Source organism: Brevibacillus humidisoli (assembly GCF_020923435.1).
Taxonomy (GTDB): domain Bacteria; phylum Bacillota; class Bacilli; order Brevibacillales; family Brevibacillaceae; genus Brevibacillus_E; species Brevibacillus_E humidisoli.
On sequence record NZ_CP087263.1, the window covers coordinates 3,616,084 to 3,631,346 of the forward strand.

General features: G+C 52.4%; 14 protein-coding genes and 1 riboswitch. Of the genes, 7 read left to right on the forward strand and 7 right to left on the reverse strand.

Features of this window, described 5'->3' with window-relative positions; translation table 11 throughout:
* Positions 1-231 precede the first annotated feature (231 nt).
* The gene (gene istA, locus LOK74_RS17670; protein ID WP_230042329.1) at positions 232-1,473 is read left to right on the forward strand and encodes an IS21 family transposase; all 1,242 of its coding nucleotides are present in this window, start codon (positions 232-234) and stop codon (positions 1,471-1,473) included.
* On the forward strand, positions 1,470-2,249 hold the full coding sequence (gene istB, locus LOK74_RS17675; RefSeq protein ID WP_230042330.1) for an IS21-like element helper ATPase IstB: 780 nt from the start codon (positions 1,470-1,472) through the stop codon (positions 2,247-2,249). The genes istA and istB overlap by 4 nt, the downstream gene beginning before the upstream one ends.
* Positions 2,250-3,237: 988 nt before the next feature.
* On the opposite strand, the gene LOK74_RS17680 is transcribed toward istB, so the two are convergent.
* The 7 genes from LOK74_RS17680 to LOK74_RS17710 all read right to left on the reverse strand — a co-directional run bounded on the left by LOK74_RS17680 (position 3,238) and on the right by LOK74_RS17710 (position 9,684).
* Positions 3,238-3,885, reverse strand: coding sequence for an L-fuculose-phosphate aldolase (locus LOK74_RS17680; RefSeq protein ID WP_230043328.1), 648 nt, complete (start codon positions 3,883-3,885; stop codon positions 3,238-3,240).
* A gap of 279 nt (positions 3,886-4,164) precedes the next feature.
* Positions 4,165-5,556 carry a PTS galactitol transporter subunit IIC gene (locus LOK74_RS17685; RefSeq protein ID WP_230043329.1) on the reverse strand — a complete coding sequence of 464 codons (1,392 nt, stop codon included), beginning with the start codon at positions 5,554-5,556 and terminating at the stop codon, positions 4,165-4,167.
* A 28-nt stretch (positions 5,557-5,584) separates the two neighbouring features.
* Entirely contained in the window at positions 5,585-5,887 is a 303-nt protein-coding gene (locus tag LOK74_RS17690) for a PTS sugar transporter subunit IIB (RefSeq protein ID WP_230043330.1), read from the reverse strand.
* Between the two features lie 50 nt (positions 5,888-5,937).
* A complete protein-coding gene (locus LOK74_RS17695; RefSeq protein WP_230043331.1) occupies positions 5,938-6,411 on the reverse strand; it encodes a PTS sugar transporter subunit IIA in 474 nt (157 codons plus the stop codon).
* Positions 6,412-6,577: 166 nt separating this feature from the next.
* A riboswitch (SAM riboswitch) is annotated at positions 6,578-6,686 on the reverse strand.
* Positions 6,687-7,015: 329 nt separating this feature from the next.
* Positions 7,016-7,906: an SDR family oxidoreductase gene (locus LOK74_RS17700; protein WP_230043332.1), complete on the reverse strand. Its 891-nt coding sequence runs from the start codon at positions 7,904-7,906 to the stop codon at positions 7,016-7,018.
* A 39-nt stretch (positions 7,907-7,945) separates the two neighbouring features.
* Entirely contained in the window at positions 7,946-8,635 is a 690-nt protein-coding gene (locus LOK74_RS17705) for an SAP domain-containing protein (RefSeq protein WP_230043333.1), read from the reverse strand.
* Between the two features lie 83 nt (positions 8,636-8,718).
* A complete protein-coding gene (locus tag LOK74_RS17710; RefSeq protein WP_230043334.1) occupies positions 8,719-9,684 on the reverse strand; it encodes a proline dehydrogenase family protein in 966 nt (321 codons plus the stop codon).
* 136 nt (positions 9,685-9,820) lie between these two features.
* On the opposite strand from LOK74_RS17710, the gene pdxR reads away from it, so the two are divergent.
* From pdxR to LOK74_RS17735, 5 genes are all read left to right on the forward strand, one after another.
* Positions 9,821-11,221: a MocR-like pyridoxine biosynthesis transcription factor PdxR gene (gene pdxR, locus LOK74_RS17715; protein ID WP_230043335.1), complete on the forward strand. Its 1,401-nt coding sequence runs from the start codon at positions 9,821-9,823 to the stop codon at positions 11,219-11,221.
* Positions 11,222-11,483: 262 nt separating this feature from the next.
* Positions 11,484-12,182, forward strand: a complete 699-nt coding sequence (locus LOK74_RS17720; protein WP_420908685.1) for a response regulator transcription factor — start codon at positions 11,484-11,486, stop codon at positions 12,180-12,182.
* A gap of 58 nt (positions 12,183-12,240) precedes the next feature.
* Positions 12,241-13,512 (forward strand): molybdopterin-dependent oxidoreductase, encoded by a 1,272-nt coding sequence (locus tag LOK74_RS17725; protein WP_230043337.1) that lies wholly within the window; start codon positions 12,241-12,243, stop codon positions 13,510-13,512.
* A complete protein-coding gene (locus LOK74_RS17730) occupies positions 13,513-14,601 on the forward strand; it encodes a sensor histidine kinase (protein WP_230043338.1) in 1,089 nt (362 codons plus the stop codon). It begins immediately after the preceding gene.
* Between the two features lie 92 nt (positions 14,602-14,693).
* On the forward strand, positions 14,694-15,215 hold the full coding sequence (locus tag LOK74_RS17735; protein ID WP_230043339.1) for a stalk domain-containing protein: 522 nt from the start codon (positions 14,694-14,696) through the stop codon (positions 15,213-15,215).
* The last annotated feature ends 48 nt before the right edge of the window (positions 15,216-15,263 follow it).

Genomic DNA, 15,263 nt, shown 5'->3' on the forward strand with positions numbered 1-15,263 from the left:
GGAATTGAAACATACAGACTAGGAGCGTCTATCTTACCTATGAGGGATTATCATTGCGAAAAAGGGGGACTCACACAGATTGGGCCCCCCTTTTTTCTATAAAGTAGTAGAAGAGACGATCCCGATAACTTAAAAAGGTCAATAATGTGAACGGCACTGTTAAAATCCTCAATAACGGCACTTGAAAATTCCCCACTTTCGGCAGAAAATCTCTCCCTGGAGGAGAGAAATATGCTAAAGAATGGGGAGTTTTACTTGATTAAAGACATGAAACAAAGAGGAATGAGTACCACGCAAATTGCGAACGAATTAGGGAGGGATCGAAAAACAATCCGTAAGTGGCTGAAGAGAGATGAACCTTCGAAATACCAGCGAACCGTCAAAAAAGCAAGCATCCTCGATCCATTTAAACCCTATATCAAAGCGAGAATGGAAGAAGGCTGCTTAAATGCTGTTGTCTTGTTTGATGAAATTAGAGCCCAGGGATACTCAGGACAAATTAGACTCCTTCGTTCCTTCATGGAACCATTGCGCCCCGTCGTTACCTCCAAGGCAACGATCCGTTATGAAACCACACCTGGTAAGCAAGCGCAAGTAGACTGGGGACATTTCAAAGTGGAATGGAATGGTGGATATAAACGACTATACGCCTTTGTCATGGTTTTGGGATACTCGAGAATGTTGTATGTGGAATTTACGGAGAACGAACGGCTGGATACCCTCATCGGCTGTCACTTACGTGCCATGCAATACTTTGGAGGCAGACCGGATACATGCTTGTACGACAATATGAAAACCGTCATTGCAGGTTACGACGACCAAGGCCATGTATTGTGGAATGAACGTTTTTCTCAGTTTGCAAGTCATCACGGCTTTACCCTCCGGCGTTGTGCCCCCTACCGTGCACGAACAAAAGGGAAAGTAGAAAATGGTGTTGGCTATGTGCGAAAGAATTTTTGGCCTCGCGTACAGTCGTTTACCAGCCTGAGTGACTTGAATCAACAAGTACGCCATTGGTTGGATACGGTAGCCAATGTACGGATTCACGGCACCACACATGAAAAGCCGGTAGATCGATGGAAACATGAACAGTTGAAGCCGCTTAACCCGGTTCCGTTCGAAGAAGTAGAACGGCATACTCGAAGAGTATCCAACGATTTGCTCGTTTCTTACGGAGGAAGCAGGTATTCTGTACCCTATACCTATATTGGTCATACGGTACAGGTACAAGATCTCCAGAATGGTCATATCCGGATCTATCAGGGCAACACGATTATCGCTGAACATCAAAAAGCAGTTCGTTCCAAACAAGTCGTAACCAATAAAAAACACTTCGAGGGGATTCAAACCCAAAGTCGCGTGAAGGCTCCCCAACCTATGCCGCGTCTGGTTTCAAATCCAAGCCCTGAAGTGGTGGAACGTGATTTATCAGTCTACGAGCAGTTTGCTGACGAGGAGGTGATCGTACAATGATGCTCCAGTCCCGTTTAGAAGAAGCCTTTTCGCAAATGGGATGGGTACGAATCCCGGAAATTATTCACCACCACGCAGAAGAAGCTGCTGCTCAGAATATATCGTATTTGGAGTTCTTGGACAAGCTTTTGCAAGAGGAAATCAAGGCCAAGAGGGATCGATTTATTCGAATGAAGACACGATTGGCTCATTTACCCTACCATAAAACATTAGAGCAATTCGATTTCAGTTTCCAGCCTTCCGTAGATGAAAGACGGATTCGTGATTTGGCAACCCTCCGGTTTGTGCACCAACAGGAGAATCTCATTTTGCTGGGTCCGCCAGGAGTCGGAAAGACCCACTTGTCTGTTGCATTGGCTCTGGAAGCCATTAAGCAAGGTTTGACAGTTTACTTTACAACTGCTCACGATTTGGTTCAGACACTTCAGATTGCCCATCAAAACAATAGTATCAAACAAAAAATGCGGGCTTTTATTAAGCCGAATGTACTGATCATTGATGAAATCGGCTATCGCAAGATGGATGAAACGGCAGCTCATTTTTTCTTTCAAATCGTTTCGGAGCGTTATGAATCTGGTTCGATTATTCTTACCTCGAACAAGTCTTATGGTTCGTGGGGAGAGATATTTGGAGATACGGTACTTGCCACCGCCATCCTTGATCGATTATTGCATCACTCCCACACCATCAACATTAAAGGAGAAAGTTATCGCATAAAGGAGAAGAAAAAAGCTGGTTTCTTTCGACCAGAGACAATTGAAGATAAAACCGAATGAACGGAATTTTCCCGCCGCCAGCCCCCCTCGGGGGGCATTATTCAAACAAACCTATTGCCTAATATGGGGAAAATTCAAGTGCAGATAATGGGGAATTTTCATTTGCAGTTGACAATAAATCCTTTTATGACAGAATACCCCTTAACTTCGCGAGCGAAATTATAGAAGGTGCATTGATTAGCCCCAGTCCATTTCGATAAACTGAGAAATAATGGTAGCCCATTCATTCTTGCTTTCCACTTCGATAGTAACCCTTTTTTCAACCACCTAGCTTTTTTTCGAACGAGACAGCGTTTCCGAGTACTTCGTTTCTAATGTTGGGGTTTGCGCATTCAACGTCGACAAATTCTGTCCGCGCCCCAGTATGCTTCCAATAGCTGGTCTATCCCCAAGCTAAAACTCCTTGATTTCTTACACGACAAAATAAAAGAGAGGCTAGAGCCAAGGATAACCTTGCGAGGCCCCTCAAAAGTGCACTGGGGCAGCTACGGCGCCCCTTGACTAGTAACTCCTTTACTGTATTCAATCCTCATAGGTACGATACAAACCCTTATCGAACATTTGTTCTCAATTCATTATCTACGTATTCAATCCTCATAGGTACGATACAAACGTTATACGTACCTTTGTCATCAACCAACTTAATCCTGGTATTCAATCCTCATAGGTACGATACAAACACAATATAAGACACCAACGAGTTAGCCGTCATGCCGGTATTCAATCCTCATAGGTACGATACAAACCCCAAAATCCCCTACAAAAATAGCCTTTCTTAAAAAATACACCACGTTTCAAAACGATACCAGACTTTCCCTGCTACGTCACCTTTCCCTTATCTCACTAAGCTCATCGCGAAAAAACGATTGTCGTCAATCCCCCAGGTTTTCTACCCTATTGGAGATCAACGACAATAACCACCATATTTTTGCTTTACCCTCACCACAGCAACGTCGCTACCGCCATCCACCAACCATCCACAACACTACTACTCCTTATTCACCCCATACCCCTTCATCTTCTCCATCACCAACTCAATCTCCCCACGCGGCAAAATCACCGGTTCCCCCACACTTTTACTCCGATAATACACCTCCGCACAAAATTCCACTTCCTCCGCGATGTAAAACGCCCTCGCCAACGTATCCGCTCCAGCGATCAGCCCATGGTTGGCCAACAGCACCGCTTTCCGATCCCGCATCCCTTCCAGCACGTGTTCAGCCAACTCTTCCGTCCCGTAAGTAGCATACGGTGCACATCTCACATCTGGCCCGGCAAAGGCAACCAAGTAATGCACAGCAGGCAGCGTCCAGTTGAGACAGGCGATAGTCGTAGCATAGACGGAGTGCGTATGCACAACCGCCTTGATATCAGAGCGGTGCCGATAAAAGATGCTGTGCATCGGATACTCGCTGGAGGGTTCCCGCTCACCGTCGACCACATTACCCTGCAGATCGAGCACGACGACGTCTTCCGGTTTGGTCTCAAAATAGTCCACTCCGCTCGGACTGATTGCCATCAACTGCTGTTCGGGGTTGTAGATACTGAGATTGCCGCCTCTTCCTTTGGTCAATCCATGGGTGACCAGTTTTTTCCCGTACTCGACGATCTGTTCCCGTTCGTGTTGCAATAGCATGTCTTTCCCTCCTATATAAAAAATGTTTCAGATAAAAATATCCCACAATGCCTCTGGCGATCCTTGTTTGGCCACCCGCGTTGCCATGCCCCGAGATGCCCCGCGAAACAGACTTCACCACAAACGGCAAAGACGGGGACCCAAGCCCCGTCTCTTTACCCAATTCTTTCCTATTCATTATAACACGCTTTCCATCCTACACACGCTTTGCATCTTAACATGCCTTTACATCTTAACACGCTTTACAACCATCGCACGTTTCTCCACTCGCGACACGCTTTACGCCGCGCGAGAGTTCATATTCTCCATATAGCTGTAGAACGCTTCTTTCTTCTTCTTGAACAAGAAGTACGAGACCGCGTAAATCGCAATCACCAAGCCGATCAGCAGCCACGACTGGGAGAGGAAGGCGAGGAAGATCAGGCCAGCGATCGGTTTGGTCAGGATACCAAAGCTGGTGATCAGCAGCACGCCGGTAGGGATGCTTACCCCTACCTCTGTCGCGACCTGGGTAAAGATCGGTGCGGTATAAGTAGCCAGATAGAGTCCCAGGCTGAACCAGATCGTCCCGGAGACCAGCACCTTAAAGATGTTTCCGTTCATGATCGCAACCAATCCCTGTACCATGAATGGCAGCGCGATCAGGTCAACGACAGGCAGTACTTCGTTGCCAGGCAGGATCAGGGCCATCAGCACCATGATCGGGATTAGCGTGATACCGGAGATCAGCGTAGCAGCCTCACCATAGCCGGCCGCGTCGTTAACCCCGAGGTACCACTCGCGGGACTTGCTGCCCTGCTTTCCTTTTTTCTTGGCTGCCTCTGTCAGCGGCAGGAAGGCTTGCGCAAAGATACCGGATACTTTCGGGAAAATCGCCATCACAGCAGCAGTAGCCACACCGACAGTAGCGATTTCGCCCCAGGAGGCAAGCGTGCCCAGTTCTTTCAGGTTCCCCATGATGCCGAGGAACAAGCCGAGCAGCAGACCGAGCGCGATCGGTTCCCCGAGGAAGCCGAGCTTTTTCTGCAAATCGCTGGGGCTGAGGTTGATCTTGCCTGCACCCAGCTTGTCCAGAATCCAGTTCATCCCGATTCCGAACGGCACAGTCCCCACGTGGTGGAGCTGGACAATCGTACAGTTAGGATAATTGAAGTAAGTAGACCAGCGTCTGGCAATCATTTCAGAGAACAAAAGACTGTATAAGTTCAATACGATCATGCAGCCAATCGCCAGTGCCATGCTGTCGGTGATCAGGTAGATCATCGAACCCCATACCATGTACGAATAGTTGTTCCACAGGTCCCCTGGTTGGAAGATGTTGGTCCAACGAGCGAGGAACAGCACGATTTGCAGCAGGATTCCCAGACCGAGGAAGATCATTCCCACTTCGGTTGAGTAGGCGACGACGGCGGTAGCCTGCCAGCCGATGTCAAAGACGGGCAGCTTCACGCCAGTGCTCTCTACCATCTGCTGAACAACCGGCATAATAACAGGGATAAAGGCATTCAACAGCAGGGTGAATCCTTGCAGACCGATCCCGGCGTAGAGCGCGGCGAAAAACGCTTTTTTCACCTGCACCTTCAAAAAGAGGGCGACGATGAAGATGATAAACGGCACGAAGATCTGTGCGCCAAACGTGTCAAAAATCTGCTTCAGTGTTTCCAAAAACATGGTGGTTCCTCCTTGGTGTATTCAACTGTTATGCGTTGATTTGCTCAATCACTTTAAGTACTTCTTCCAAAAACCCTTCCTCGTCAAAACCGGTCAGGAATCCCACGGCGTTGATAGCGGGAATGCTTAGATTCTCCGGTACAGGGGTGGTGTAGGCGATGAAGTCATAGCTGCCCATCTCGGCGTAACTTTCCACCTGCTGCGGTTTCACTTCCGTCGTGGTGATCTTGTAGCCCTTCTCGGCCAGCGCTTCTTTCAACTTCTCGGCCACCATCGTGGAGCTGACTGTCCCCGAGCCACACACCGTCAATACGTTAAACGTTGTTTTCATCTTCGTTCCTCCATCCTTATTGGTAATCTTCCTGCGTTTGGCAATGGTCCTTATTTGGTCACCGTCTGTGCGCTTACGACGCCGCCTAACAGCTCGTACACGCGTTGTCTGGTCGTGGCCTCGCTGATCCCCAGCAGCAGCTCTTTGTCCTGAAACAGCTTCATGAAGTTGCGCAACAGCTGCAGATGTTCCTCCGGCTTGTGGATCGCCAGCATGACGACGATCTTTACGCCTACGGTAACGTCAGGGCTGCCCATCATGGAAAAAGAGACTGGTTCCTTCAGGGTCGCAACCGCTATCGCCGACTGGTTGACGTGAACCGGATCAGCGTGCGGGATGGCGACATAGACGCCTTCGCTGGGAAGTCCGGTCGGATGCAGCTTCTCCCGCTCCACGACTGCGTCCCGGAAGCTGTCCTTCACATACCCCCTGCTGTGCAGCAGAGCGGCCAATCGGCTCAGGATATCCTCCGCCTGCTCCGCTTCCGCCCCCAGCAGGATCAAATCTTCATCAAACGTACTCACAACCATTTCACTCCTTGTGCAACCCCTATTTTCTCGATGGGATAACTATGTTTTGTTTGTATACGAATGCCGCAGCCGCTGCCCTCCTCACCCCCGCGCATCAAAAAAGCCCTTCACTCACAAAAGAGAGAAGGGCTGTCATCCGGTTCAGGATTGATAGCAATTCTTCTCATCTTCGGAATGATTACACATTCACTCTGAAGTTGGCACCGCTGGCGAAGCGCCCGGTTGCCGAGGTTTCATCGGGTCAGTCCCTCAACCTCTCTCGATAAGAAAAGATTGCAAACTATTTATACGGTTGTAACATTGAACTCATTCTAGCCTGCTTGTCGAATTGTGTCAACTGATTTTTTGTCGACCGGCATCAGCAGTTGCCGCAACGTCTGCTGGTCGGCAGCATCGGCACCTAGCTTGCCAGCAGTATCAGCACCTAGCTGGTCAGTAGTATCGGTACGTGGGTCAGTCAGTAGTGCCGGTATGTGAGCCAGTTCCCGGTATGTGAGCCAGTTCTCGGTCTGTGAACCAGTCGGTAGTTCCCGATCTGTGAACCAGTCGGTAGTTCCGATCCTTGAGCCAGTCGGTGAATCTGCTCAGCTGCCCCGCCCTACGAGCTGGTCATCGTGCCGCCATTTACGTGGATGATCTGCCCCGTCACGTAGGAGGAATCTTCAGAGGCCAGGTAGACATAGGCCGGAGCAAGCTCGTAAGGCTGTCCAGCACGCTTCATCGGCGTCTCCGTGCCAAAGGTCGCTACCTGCTGTGCGGAAAAACTGGAGGGGATCAGGGGCGTCCAGATCGGGCCCGGCGCCACGCCATTCACGCGAATCCCTTGTGATACGAGAGAGCCGGACAAGGAACGGGTAAACGTGACGACAGCCCCTTGCGTAGTAGAGTAGTCGAGCAATTGTGTATTTCCTTCATACGCGGTGACGGAAGCAGTATTGATGATCGTACTTCTCGGCTGCAGATAAGGAAGCACCGCCTTGGTCATGTAAAAGAATGAAAAGATGTTCACTTCAAATGTCGTTCGCAACTGCTCGGCGGAGATGTCCAGAATGCTCTCCTGAGGGTATTGGACCGCCACATTGTTGACGAGCGTGTCGATCTTTCCGAAGGTCTCCAGGGTCTGCTGTGCGGTGTACTGGGAGAGCCGCTCATCCCGGATGTCGCCGGCGATCAATAAACAACGGCGGCCATACTGCTCCACCCGCTGCCTGGTCTCGGTGGCATCCACATGCTCATCGTAGTAGACCAGCACGGAGTCAGCCCCTTCTTTGGCAAACGCAATCGCCACCGCCCGCCCAATCCCGCTGTCCCCGCCGGTAATGATCGCCACTTTATCCTGCAGCTTCCCGCTTCCCTGATAACGCGGGTTGTCCGAGAGGGGTCTTGGCACCATGATGGCTTCGATGCCCGGATGACGGTCCTGATGCTGGGGAGGAAATGTGATCGGCACGTTTTCACATTGCCTGACCCAGCCTAGATACGGATACATAACCGGTTAAGCCTCCCTTTTGGGTATTTTCCCTGTACTCTATTCCGGCATCCGTTGATCTGTGCTACCTCCCGAGGCAGGCTTGGCAAACTGCTCAATCTCATCCTTAAACTCCTCCAGCAAAGCAGGCGTGTACCGCTTCTCTCCTTTTCGATCCCGTACCTTCCGCCAGAGGAAGGCGGCGATTTCCAGCTTGTTTTTCCACTGCTTCGACTGCGGATCGGCGTGGAACTCTTTTACGAAGCCGTTCCACTGATAGGTCTTGTCCTCAGCAGTAGGCGGATTGGCCTTGGTGTGATTCTTCTGGCGGCTGCTATCGTACACCGCAATCAGATCAGCCACCGTCATCTCTTGGTCATTCCGCTTCTCTGCGTCCCGCAGAGCGGCAGCCATCTCCTTGGTGAACGAGAACTTGTTTACCCCGTAATATTCTTGAAAAAAAGCCCTCGCTTCTTGATTAAACCGAAACCCTTCCGGAATCAGCCGGGTCTGTAATGTAATCGGGCCGGATCGCTGCTTCCGCCGCTGCTGGGTTGTCTTTGCCCGCTGGTTGTGGACGGTTTCTCCTATTAGCAGATGGACAATTCTCTCCTCCAGCTCCGCTTTGGTGCCGGACGAGGAGAGCCCGTTCTGCCTGCAGATGGCAGCCAGTTCATCCTTGTACCAATAGTGAGCGCGAAACTCTTCCCCCGACATGTCGGGGGCAAATGGGGGACGCTGTATGCTCATCATCTTCCCTCCGTTTTCTCTTTTGTCCCCATTATATCCCGGCAGCGGGCAGGCCGGACAAGCCTCTTCTCCCCTGTCCTGTTTCAATAGGGAATCTCTGCTGTCCGAGTCGGATCCTGCATGTCTGCCAAGGCCACAAACAGATTGGGGGGGTGCTCCGCCAAGCGATGGCACAGATACAGATACCACTCGGTGCCGTACGTGAGATAAATTCGCAGCTTCACGCCCTTTTCTCGCAGCTGCTTGCTCAACTCCGGCTGAATGCCGTACAGCATCTCCATTTCCACGAACGGCAGGTGAGCATATCCCTTTTGCTCAATCACCTGGATCAGGTGCGCATCATGGGTGGCGATCGAGATGGGATGGCGAGCCGCTGTACACCGTTCCACCAGTTCGAGATACCGTTGATTGACACCCTCGCCCCGCGGCAGTGCAACCTCAGGTGGTTCCTTGTACGCCCCTTTGACGATGCGAATTCTGCCCGGCAAAGAGAGCAGGTGTGTCAGATCCTCCTGGGAACGGTGGAGATGGGCCTGTATCGTAATGCCGATGTTGGTGTATAGGAAAGCCATTTTTTGATAGAGCCGCAGGATCTGTTCTGTCTTGGTCGACTCCTCCATACTGATCATCAAGGTTACGCCCTGTTTGTTTGCTGCTTCCGCCATCTCCAGCAGGTGGGACTCGGCCAATCCAGGATCAATGGACAAACCGATATGAGACAGATCGAACGATACAGTGGCATCCGCTTGTCGACGGCCCACCTCCTCTATCAGCCGCAAAAACGTCGTCTTCGCTTCTCTGCAGGCGGCGATGTCGGTCGTGTTTTCACCGATGTACTCCAGTGAGACCCGGTACCCGCCGGCAGATAGGTAGTCGGCTGCCCTCAATGCATCCTCGACTGTCTCGCCTGTCACGAAGCGGCGAGCTGCGGCAAATAGCAATGGATAGAGATTAGGCGACTGTTGGACGTATTCCTTTACCGCCTGGCTGCGGGCGATCGTCTTCAACACATCGGCCGCCAGTCTCTCCTCGTCGTTGTAGTAGCTCATCTTGCTCTCCTCCTCATCCTTTGTCCTATCATCGTTTGTGGACTATATGCATCTACCGTAGCATGCTAAACTGAGAAATATCAGATCCACTTCACGTGAAAAGTAGTAGTACCAATTGACCGAGGAGGACTCCGCCTTGCTCTGGATCACGATCGATCGAACACAGCCAGTGCCGCTCATCCGACAAATCTATCAACAGATTCGCAGCAGAATCTTGCAGGGAGAGCTGTCCGCAGGGTTTCGTCTCCCTTCCACCCGCCGCTTGGCAGGAGAGTTAGAGGTTTCCCGCAATGTGGTGATTGAAGCGTATGAGCTGTTGTTGGCGGAAGGGTACGTGACAAGCGTCAGAGGGGCCGGGCATTATGTGGCAGGGGATGTGCTGCTGCCGTCAACCGCCGAACTGGCTGCTCCCTACCAGCCTGCCCCAGCGGCAGAAGCCGGGCAGATGGGTGACGTGATCGACTTTCGATCCGGAATCCCGGCACTCGATCAGTTTCCCCGCAGGATATGGGCTCAGATCGTACAGCAGATCTGCCGCGACGAATCGTCTCTGGCACTGGGCTATGACCGGCCAGAGGGACGCTGGGAACTGAGACAGGCTGTCTGCACGTACCTGCTGAGAACCAGGGGGATTCGCTGCCAGCCTCATCAGATCATAATTACCTCGGGGGCGACGCAAGCTCTCACCCTGATCGGCAAAGTACTGCTGTCACCCGGCAGCGAGGTGCTAATCGAAGATCCGATCACTTGCGACATCCAGACGATCTTTACAGAAGCGGGCGGGACACTCATACCGATCTCGGTGGACGAATCAGGTATGCAAACGGCTGATCTGCCCGCCGACGGTTCCCCCCGCTTTCTCTTTGTCACGCCGTCCCATCAGTTTCCACTCGGTGGTACAATGCCGATTCAGCGGCGCATCCAACTGATCCAGTACGCCCGCAGCCATGACTGTTACATCGTCGAAGATGACTACGACAGTGAGTTCCGTTATGAAGGTGCTCCGGTTAGTGCGATAAAAGAGCTGGACAGCGAACGAGTCATCTATATCGGCACCTATAGCAAGACGCTGTCGCCGATGCTTCGCCTGGGATACCTGGTCCTGCCGGAAAAGCTGGTCACACGCTACAAGCAGGCCAAGTGGTTCACCGACCTGCACACTCCATCGCTCGATCAGCTCACGCTCGCCCGCTTCATCGAACAGGGGCATCTGGACAGGCACATCGCGCGGATGAAAAAGCTGTACCGACGGCGTAGAACATGTCTGATCTCGGCCCTGCAGGACGCCTTTTCCGATCAGGTTCGCATCTTGGGCGAATCGACCGGACTGCACCTGGTCGCTCAGTTTCCCGGATTCAACTTTACCCTGGAGCAGGTCGAACAGATTCTCTCCGTCGGCGTTCGCATCTATCCCGTCGAACAACATGCCATCGTCCGCGGCAAGCACCCCGATAAACTGATCATCGGTTACGCCAATCTGACAGAGGAGCAGATCAGAGAAGGGGTGCAGAGGTTGAAAACGGCGCTTGCTCCATGAGGATATATGTCGCTGCGTGTACCGAGGCATCTGCGTAATATTGCCGTGTCACGCGTAATACTTTTGTAACCTTTTCGTAAGGCTCAGCTAAGTTTTTCGACGTATACTTGATCCCGACATCAACTTAATCCAGCATCTACTAGATCCAACATCAATCTTTTTCCTCGTGGGGACTTGTAGGGTGCGGGCTCTTCTCCCCTGTTGCAAAACGGCGCCCCCCTGCAGCCAAGCCAGATGATGTTAAAAAACGGAGGAAAGCATGATGTTCACCGTATTAGTGGCTGATGACGAAGTGAATATTACCGATGTTTGTACCCGTTATCTGGAGCGCGAATGCTATCGCGTAGTGACCGCGCACGATGGGGAGGCTGCGCTGCGGCTCTGGAGAACGGAACAGCCGGATCTGATCATCCTGGATGTGATGATGCCCAAACGTGACGGCTGGCAGGTTTGCGAAGAAATTCGCAATGAGCAGGACATCCCGATTATCATGCTGACCGCTCGCGGCGAGGAGATTGACCGGGTGATGGGACTGACGATGGGCGCGGATGACTACGTCACCAAACCGTTCAGCACGAGAGAGTTGGTGCTGCGGGTCAAAGCGATCCTGCGCAGAGTGCAGAAACGGCATACTGCTGGCAGTGCTTCCGTTGACCGCTTGTCGTTCGACGGGCTGACCATCTATCCGACAACCCGCGGGGTGATCGCCCATGGCCGCGAGATCGAACTGACGGTCAAGGAGTTTGACTTACTGCTGCTGTTTGCCAACCATCCTGGTCAGGTGTTTAGCCGCAATCAACTGCTAAGCAAGGTCTGGGATATCGACTACTTCGGCGACACAACCACGGTAACTGTGCACATCCGCCGACTGCGTGAAAAAATCGAGCAGACGCCTTCCGATTCCCAATTGATTAAAACGGTTTGGGGCATCGGCTACAAGTTTGAGGGAAGAGAGAGCTAAGCGAAACCATCCATTGGAGGGGAAGTCAGGATGCAGAGATGGTGGGAAAACGTGTACCGTGGATACGGCAAAAAAGCTGAAAACCCTGCATTACTGGAATGCCTGGACCATCCTGCTGCTCGCCGTGACCGGCATCTTGCTGTATCTGCCTTCGCTTCGCGGCAGTACCGCCCTCGTTCGGGTCAGTTTGAAACAACTTCATATCGGACTGGGTATCGTGTCTCTGCTGCTCTTGCTTGCTTATCTGCCTCTCTTTTGGAAACACGTAAAACAAATCGCCGGCAGCCTGAATCAGGTGATCAATCTGGCCGCCGTTCTGTTGTTTGTGCTCGGATGGGGGATCTCCGGGATCGTCTTGTGGCAGATCGAGTGGTTTCCCGGCGCCAATGCGGCGGCCTTGATCTGGCATGACGTACTCACCTGGATCGGGGTGCCCTGGGCCGTATATCACTCTATCTCACGCAGCCGTTGGGTGAAAAGGGCGGATCGCGGACGCCTCTCCGTACCTGTCGTTCCCACGCCCGCCGCTGCCACTCCGCTCGTCGGTTCCTCGCAGGAGAGGAATCGCCCTGTGCCTTGGTACCGCAAGCCGCCAGTTTCCAGACGCTCTTTTGTCCGAATGTCCATCGGGTCGCTTCTGGTTCTGCTGATCGGCCCTGCCTTTTACCGTTGGCTGAAGACCGTCACCGATGACGGGGGCGCTTCTCTTGACGCAATCGCCGAGGGCGAAGCGGGAAAAGCGGCTCGATCCATCCAACCACTGCCCCAATCCAATCCGCCGATCGGCGGCGGCGCCCAAGGCCATTTTCGCGTCTATACCGTAACCGACATCCCCTCCTTCGCTCCCAACCAGTGGTCTTTTTCCGTCTCCGGACTGGTCGACAAACCGTTTACGCTCACTTGGGACCAGTTTTTACAGCTTCCTCGCACCGTACAGGTAAGCGACTTCCACTGTGTAACCGGCTGGTCGGTATATCAGATCACATGGGAAGGCATTCCGCTTCGACAGTTGCTGGAGCCATCGGGCGTACGTGTGCAGGCCAAGTACGTCAAACTGTACTCAGGAGACGGTATCTACACCGACTGCCTCAGCTTGGAGCAGGCCAGACTGGACGATGTGATGGCAGCTGTTCTGCTGGACGGCAAGCCAATCCCGGAGAAGTTGGGCGGTCCCGTTCGCCTGGTCGTGCCGCAGATGTATGCCTACAAATCAGTCAAATGGCTGCAGGCGGTGGAATTGATCGACACAGAGCATCTCGGCTACTGGGAAGTACGCGGCTACGATACAGACGCCTGGCTGCCCAATCTGCACCAGAAACGAGGAAGCTAAATGAAGGTACGTACTTACCTGGTGATCGCAAACGGATCAAGCATACTGTTTATCCTGCTCTGTCTGCTGGTCAGCTATATCAAGATGTTTCTGTCGTTGGAGGCGACCATCTGGCTGGGCAGCATCACCGTGATCGCAGGCATCCTCTCCTTCCTGCTGCACTTCTTTCTGACCCGTCCACTGGAAAACGCGCTGCTGCGGATCACGGAGGAGTCGAAGCGATTGGCCGAAGGCAGCTTCCAGACAGCGGTGCCGGAGATCGGGCCTTGCGAATTCCAGATGCTGGCCAGCCAATTTAACGAGATGTCGCGCAGACTGGAACAAAGCTTCACCCAACTGCAGGCATCGGAGGCTTCCCGGCGGGAGTTGGTTGCCAATGTGTCGCACGATTTGCGCACGCCGTTAGCTTCGATTCAGACGTTTGTGGAAGCGCTGCAGGACGACGTGATCAAGGACGAAGAGACATTTCAGCGCTATCTCAAGACGATCAAGCTGGAAACGAAGCGGCTCAGCAGCCTGATCGACGACCTGTTTCATCTCTCCCGCTTGGAATCGGGAACAGAGGAATTCAGCCCCCAGCCCTATCACGCAGATAGCTTGATCCTGGAAACCTTGCAAGGTCTGACCATTCAACTGGAGGAAAAACAGGTCCAGCTATCGGTAGAGATGCCGGAACGCTTGCCGCCCGTATTGGTGATGCCGGAGAAAATCAAACGAGCGATCGCCAACCTGCTGGAGAACGCCATCCGTCACTCTCCTATTGGCGGTGTGATTACCCTATCTGTAGAAGAGTCAGAGGAGTCCTTCGTGAAAGTATCGGTGGCAGACAACGGAGACGGCCTCCCGGAGGCAGAGCGGGACCGCATTTTTGAACGGTTTTACCGTACCGACAAATCACGCAGCCGGGAAAAAGGCGGATCCGGGCTTGGACTGGCCATCGTCAAGGCGATTGTGGCGGAGCATCAGGGGCAGCTAGGGGTTGATAGTGCGGTAGGACATGGGAGCCGCTTCTGGTTTACCATCCCGAAAACCTCTCTCTCCTCCCTGCCTGCAGGCCATCGGGGTTACAAAGATGAAACAGATTCGTAATCATTCCGTAAGATTTTCGTTATGGGATGGTAAGAAGTCCTCGGTACTGTATGGAGGAAGTGAAAAACTTACAGATCGAGGAGGAATTGAACATGAGCAAACAGAAACATGCTGCTCTAGCCGCCCTGCTGGCACTCGGGCTTACGCTGCCTGCCGCATTGGTGGGCGCCACGGAAATGAACACAGACCAAGCGATGACGGAGGTGAGTGAGATGAATGAGATGACTGACATGACCAAGATGAACGACATGACCAAGATGAACGACGTGACCAAGATGAACGACATGACCAAGATGAACGACATGCAGATGCTCGTCCCCTTGCGCCCAGCAGCAGAGTCGCTTGGTTATGAAGTGATGTGGAACCAAGCGGACCGTTCCATAACCCTTACCTACAAAGGAAAGATGATGGATATGGCCGCAGATGACATGCAGGATGACATGGCGGCCCCGGAGCTGATGAAAGAGAGGCACCAGGTAAAACTGATGATCGGCAGCACGACGATCAATGACAAGTCAACAGACATCATGTACGCTCCTGTCCTGCAAAACGACATGACCTACATCAGCAAAGCATTTGTCGAGATGTATCTGAAACAACCGATGATGAATTGACACACCTACGAAGCGAGTCGTTTGCCGCTCTCGCAATATAAGAAAAAG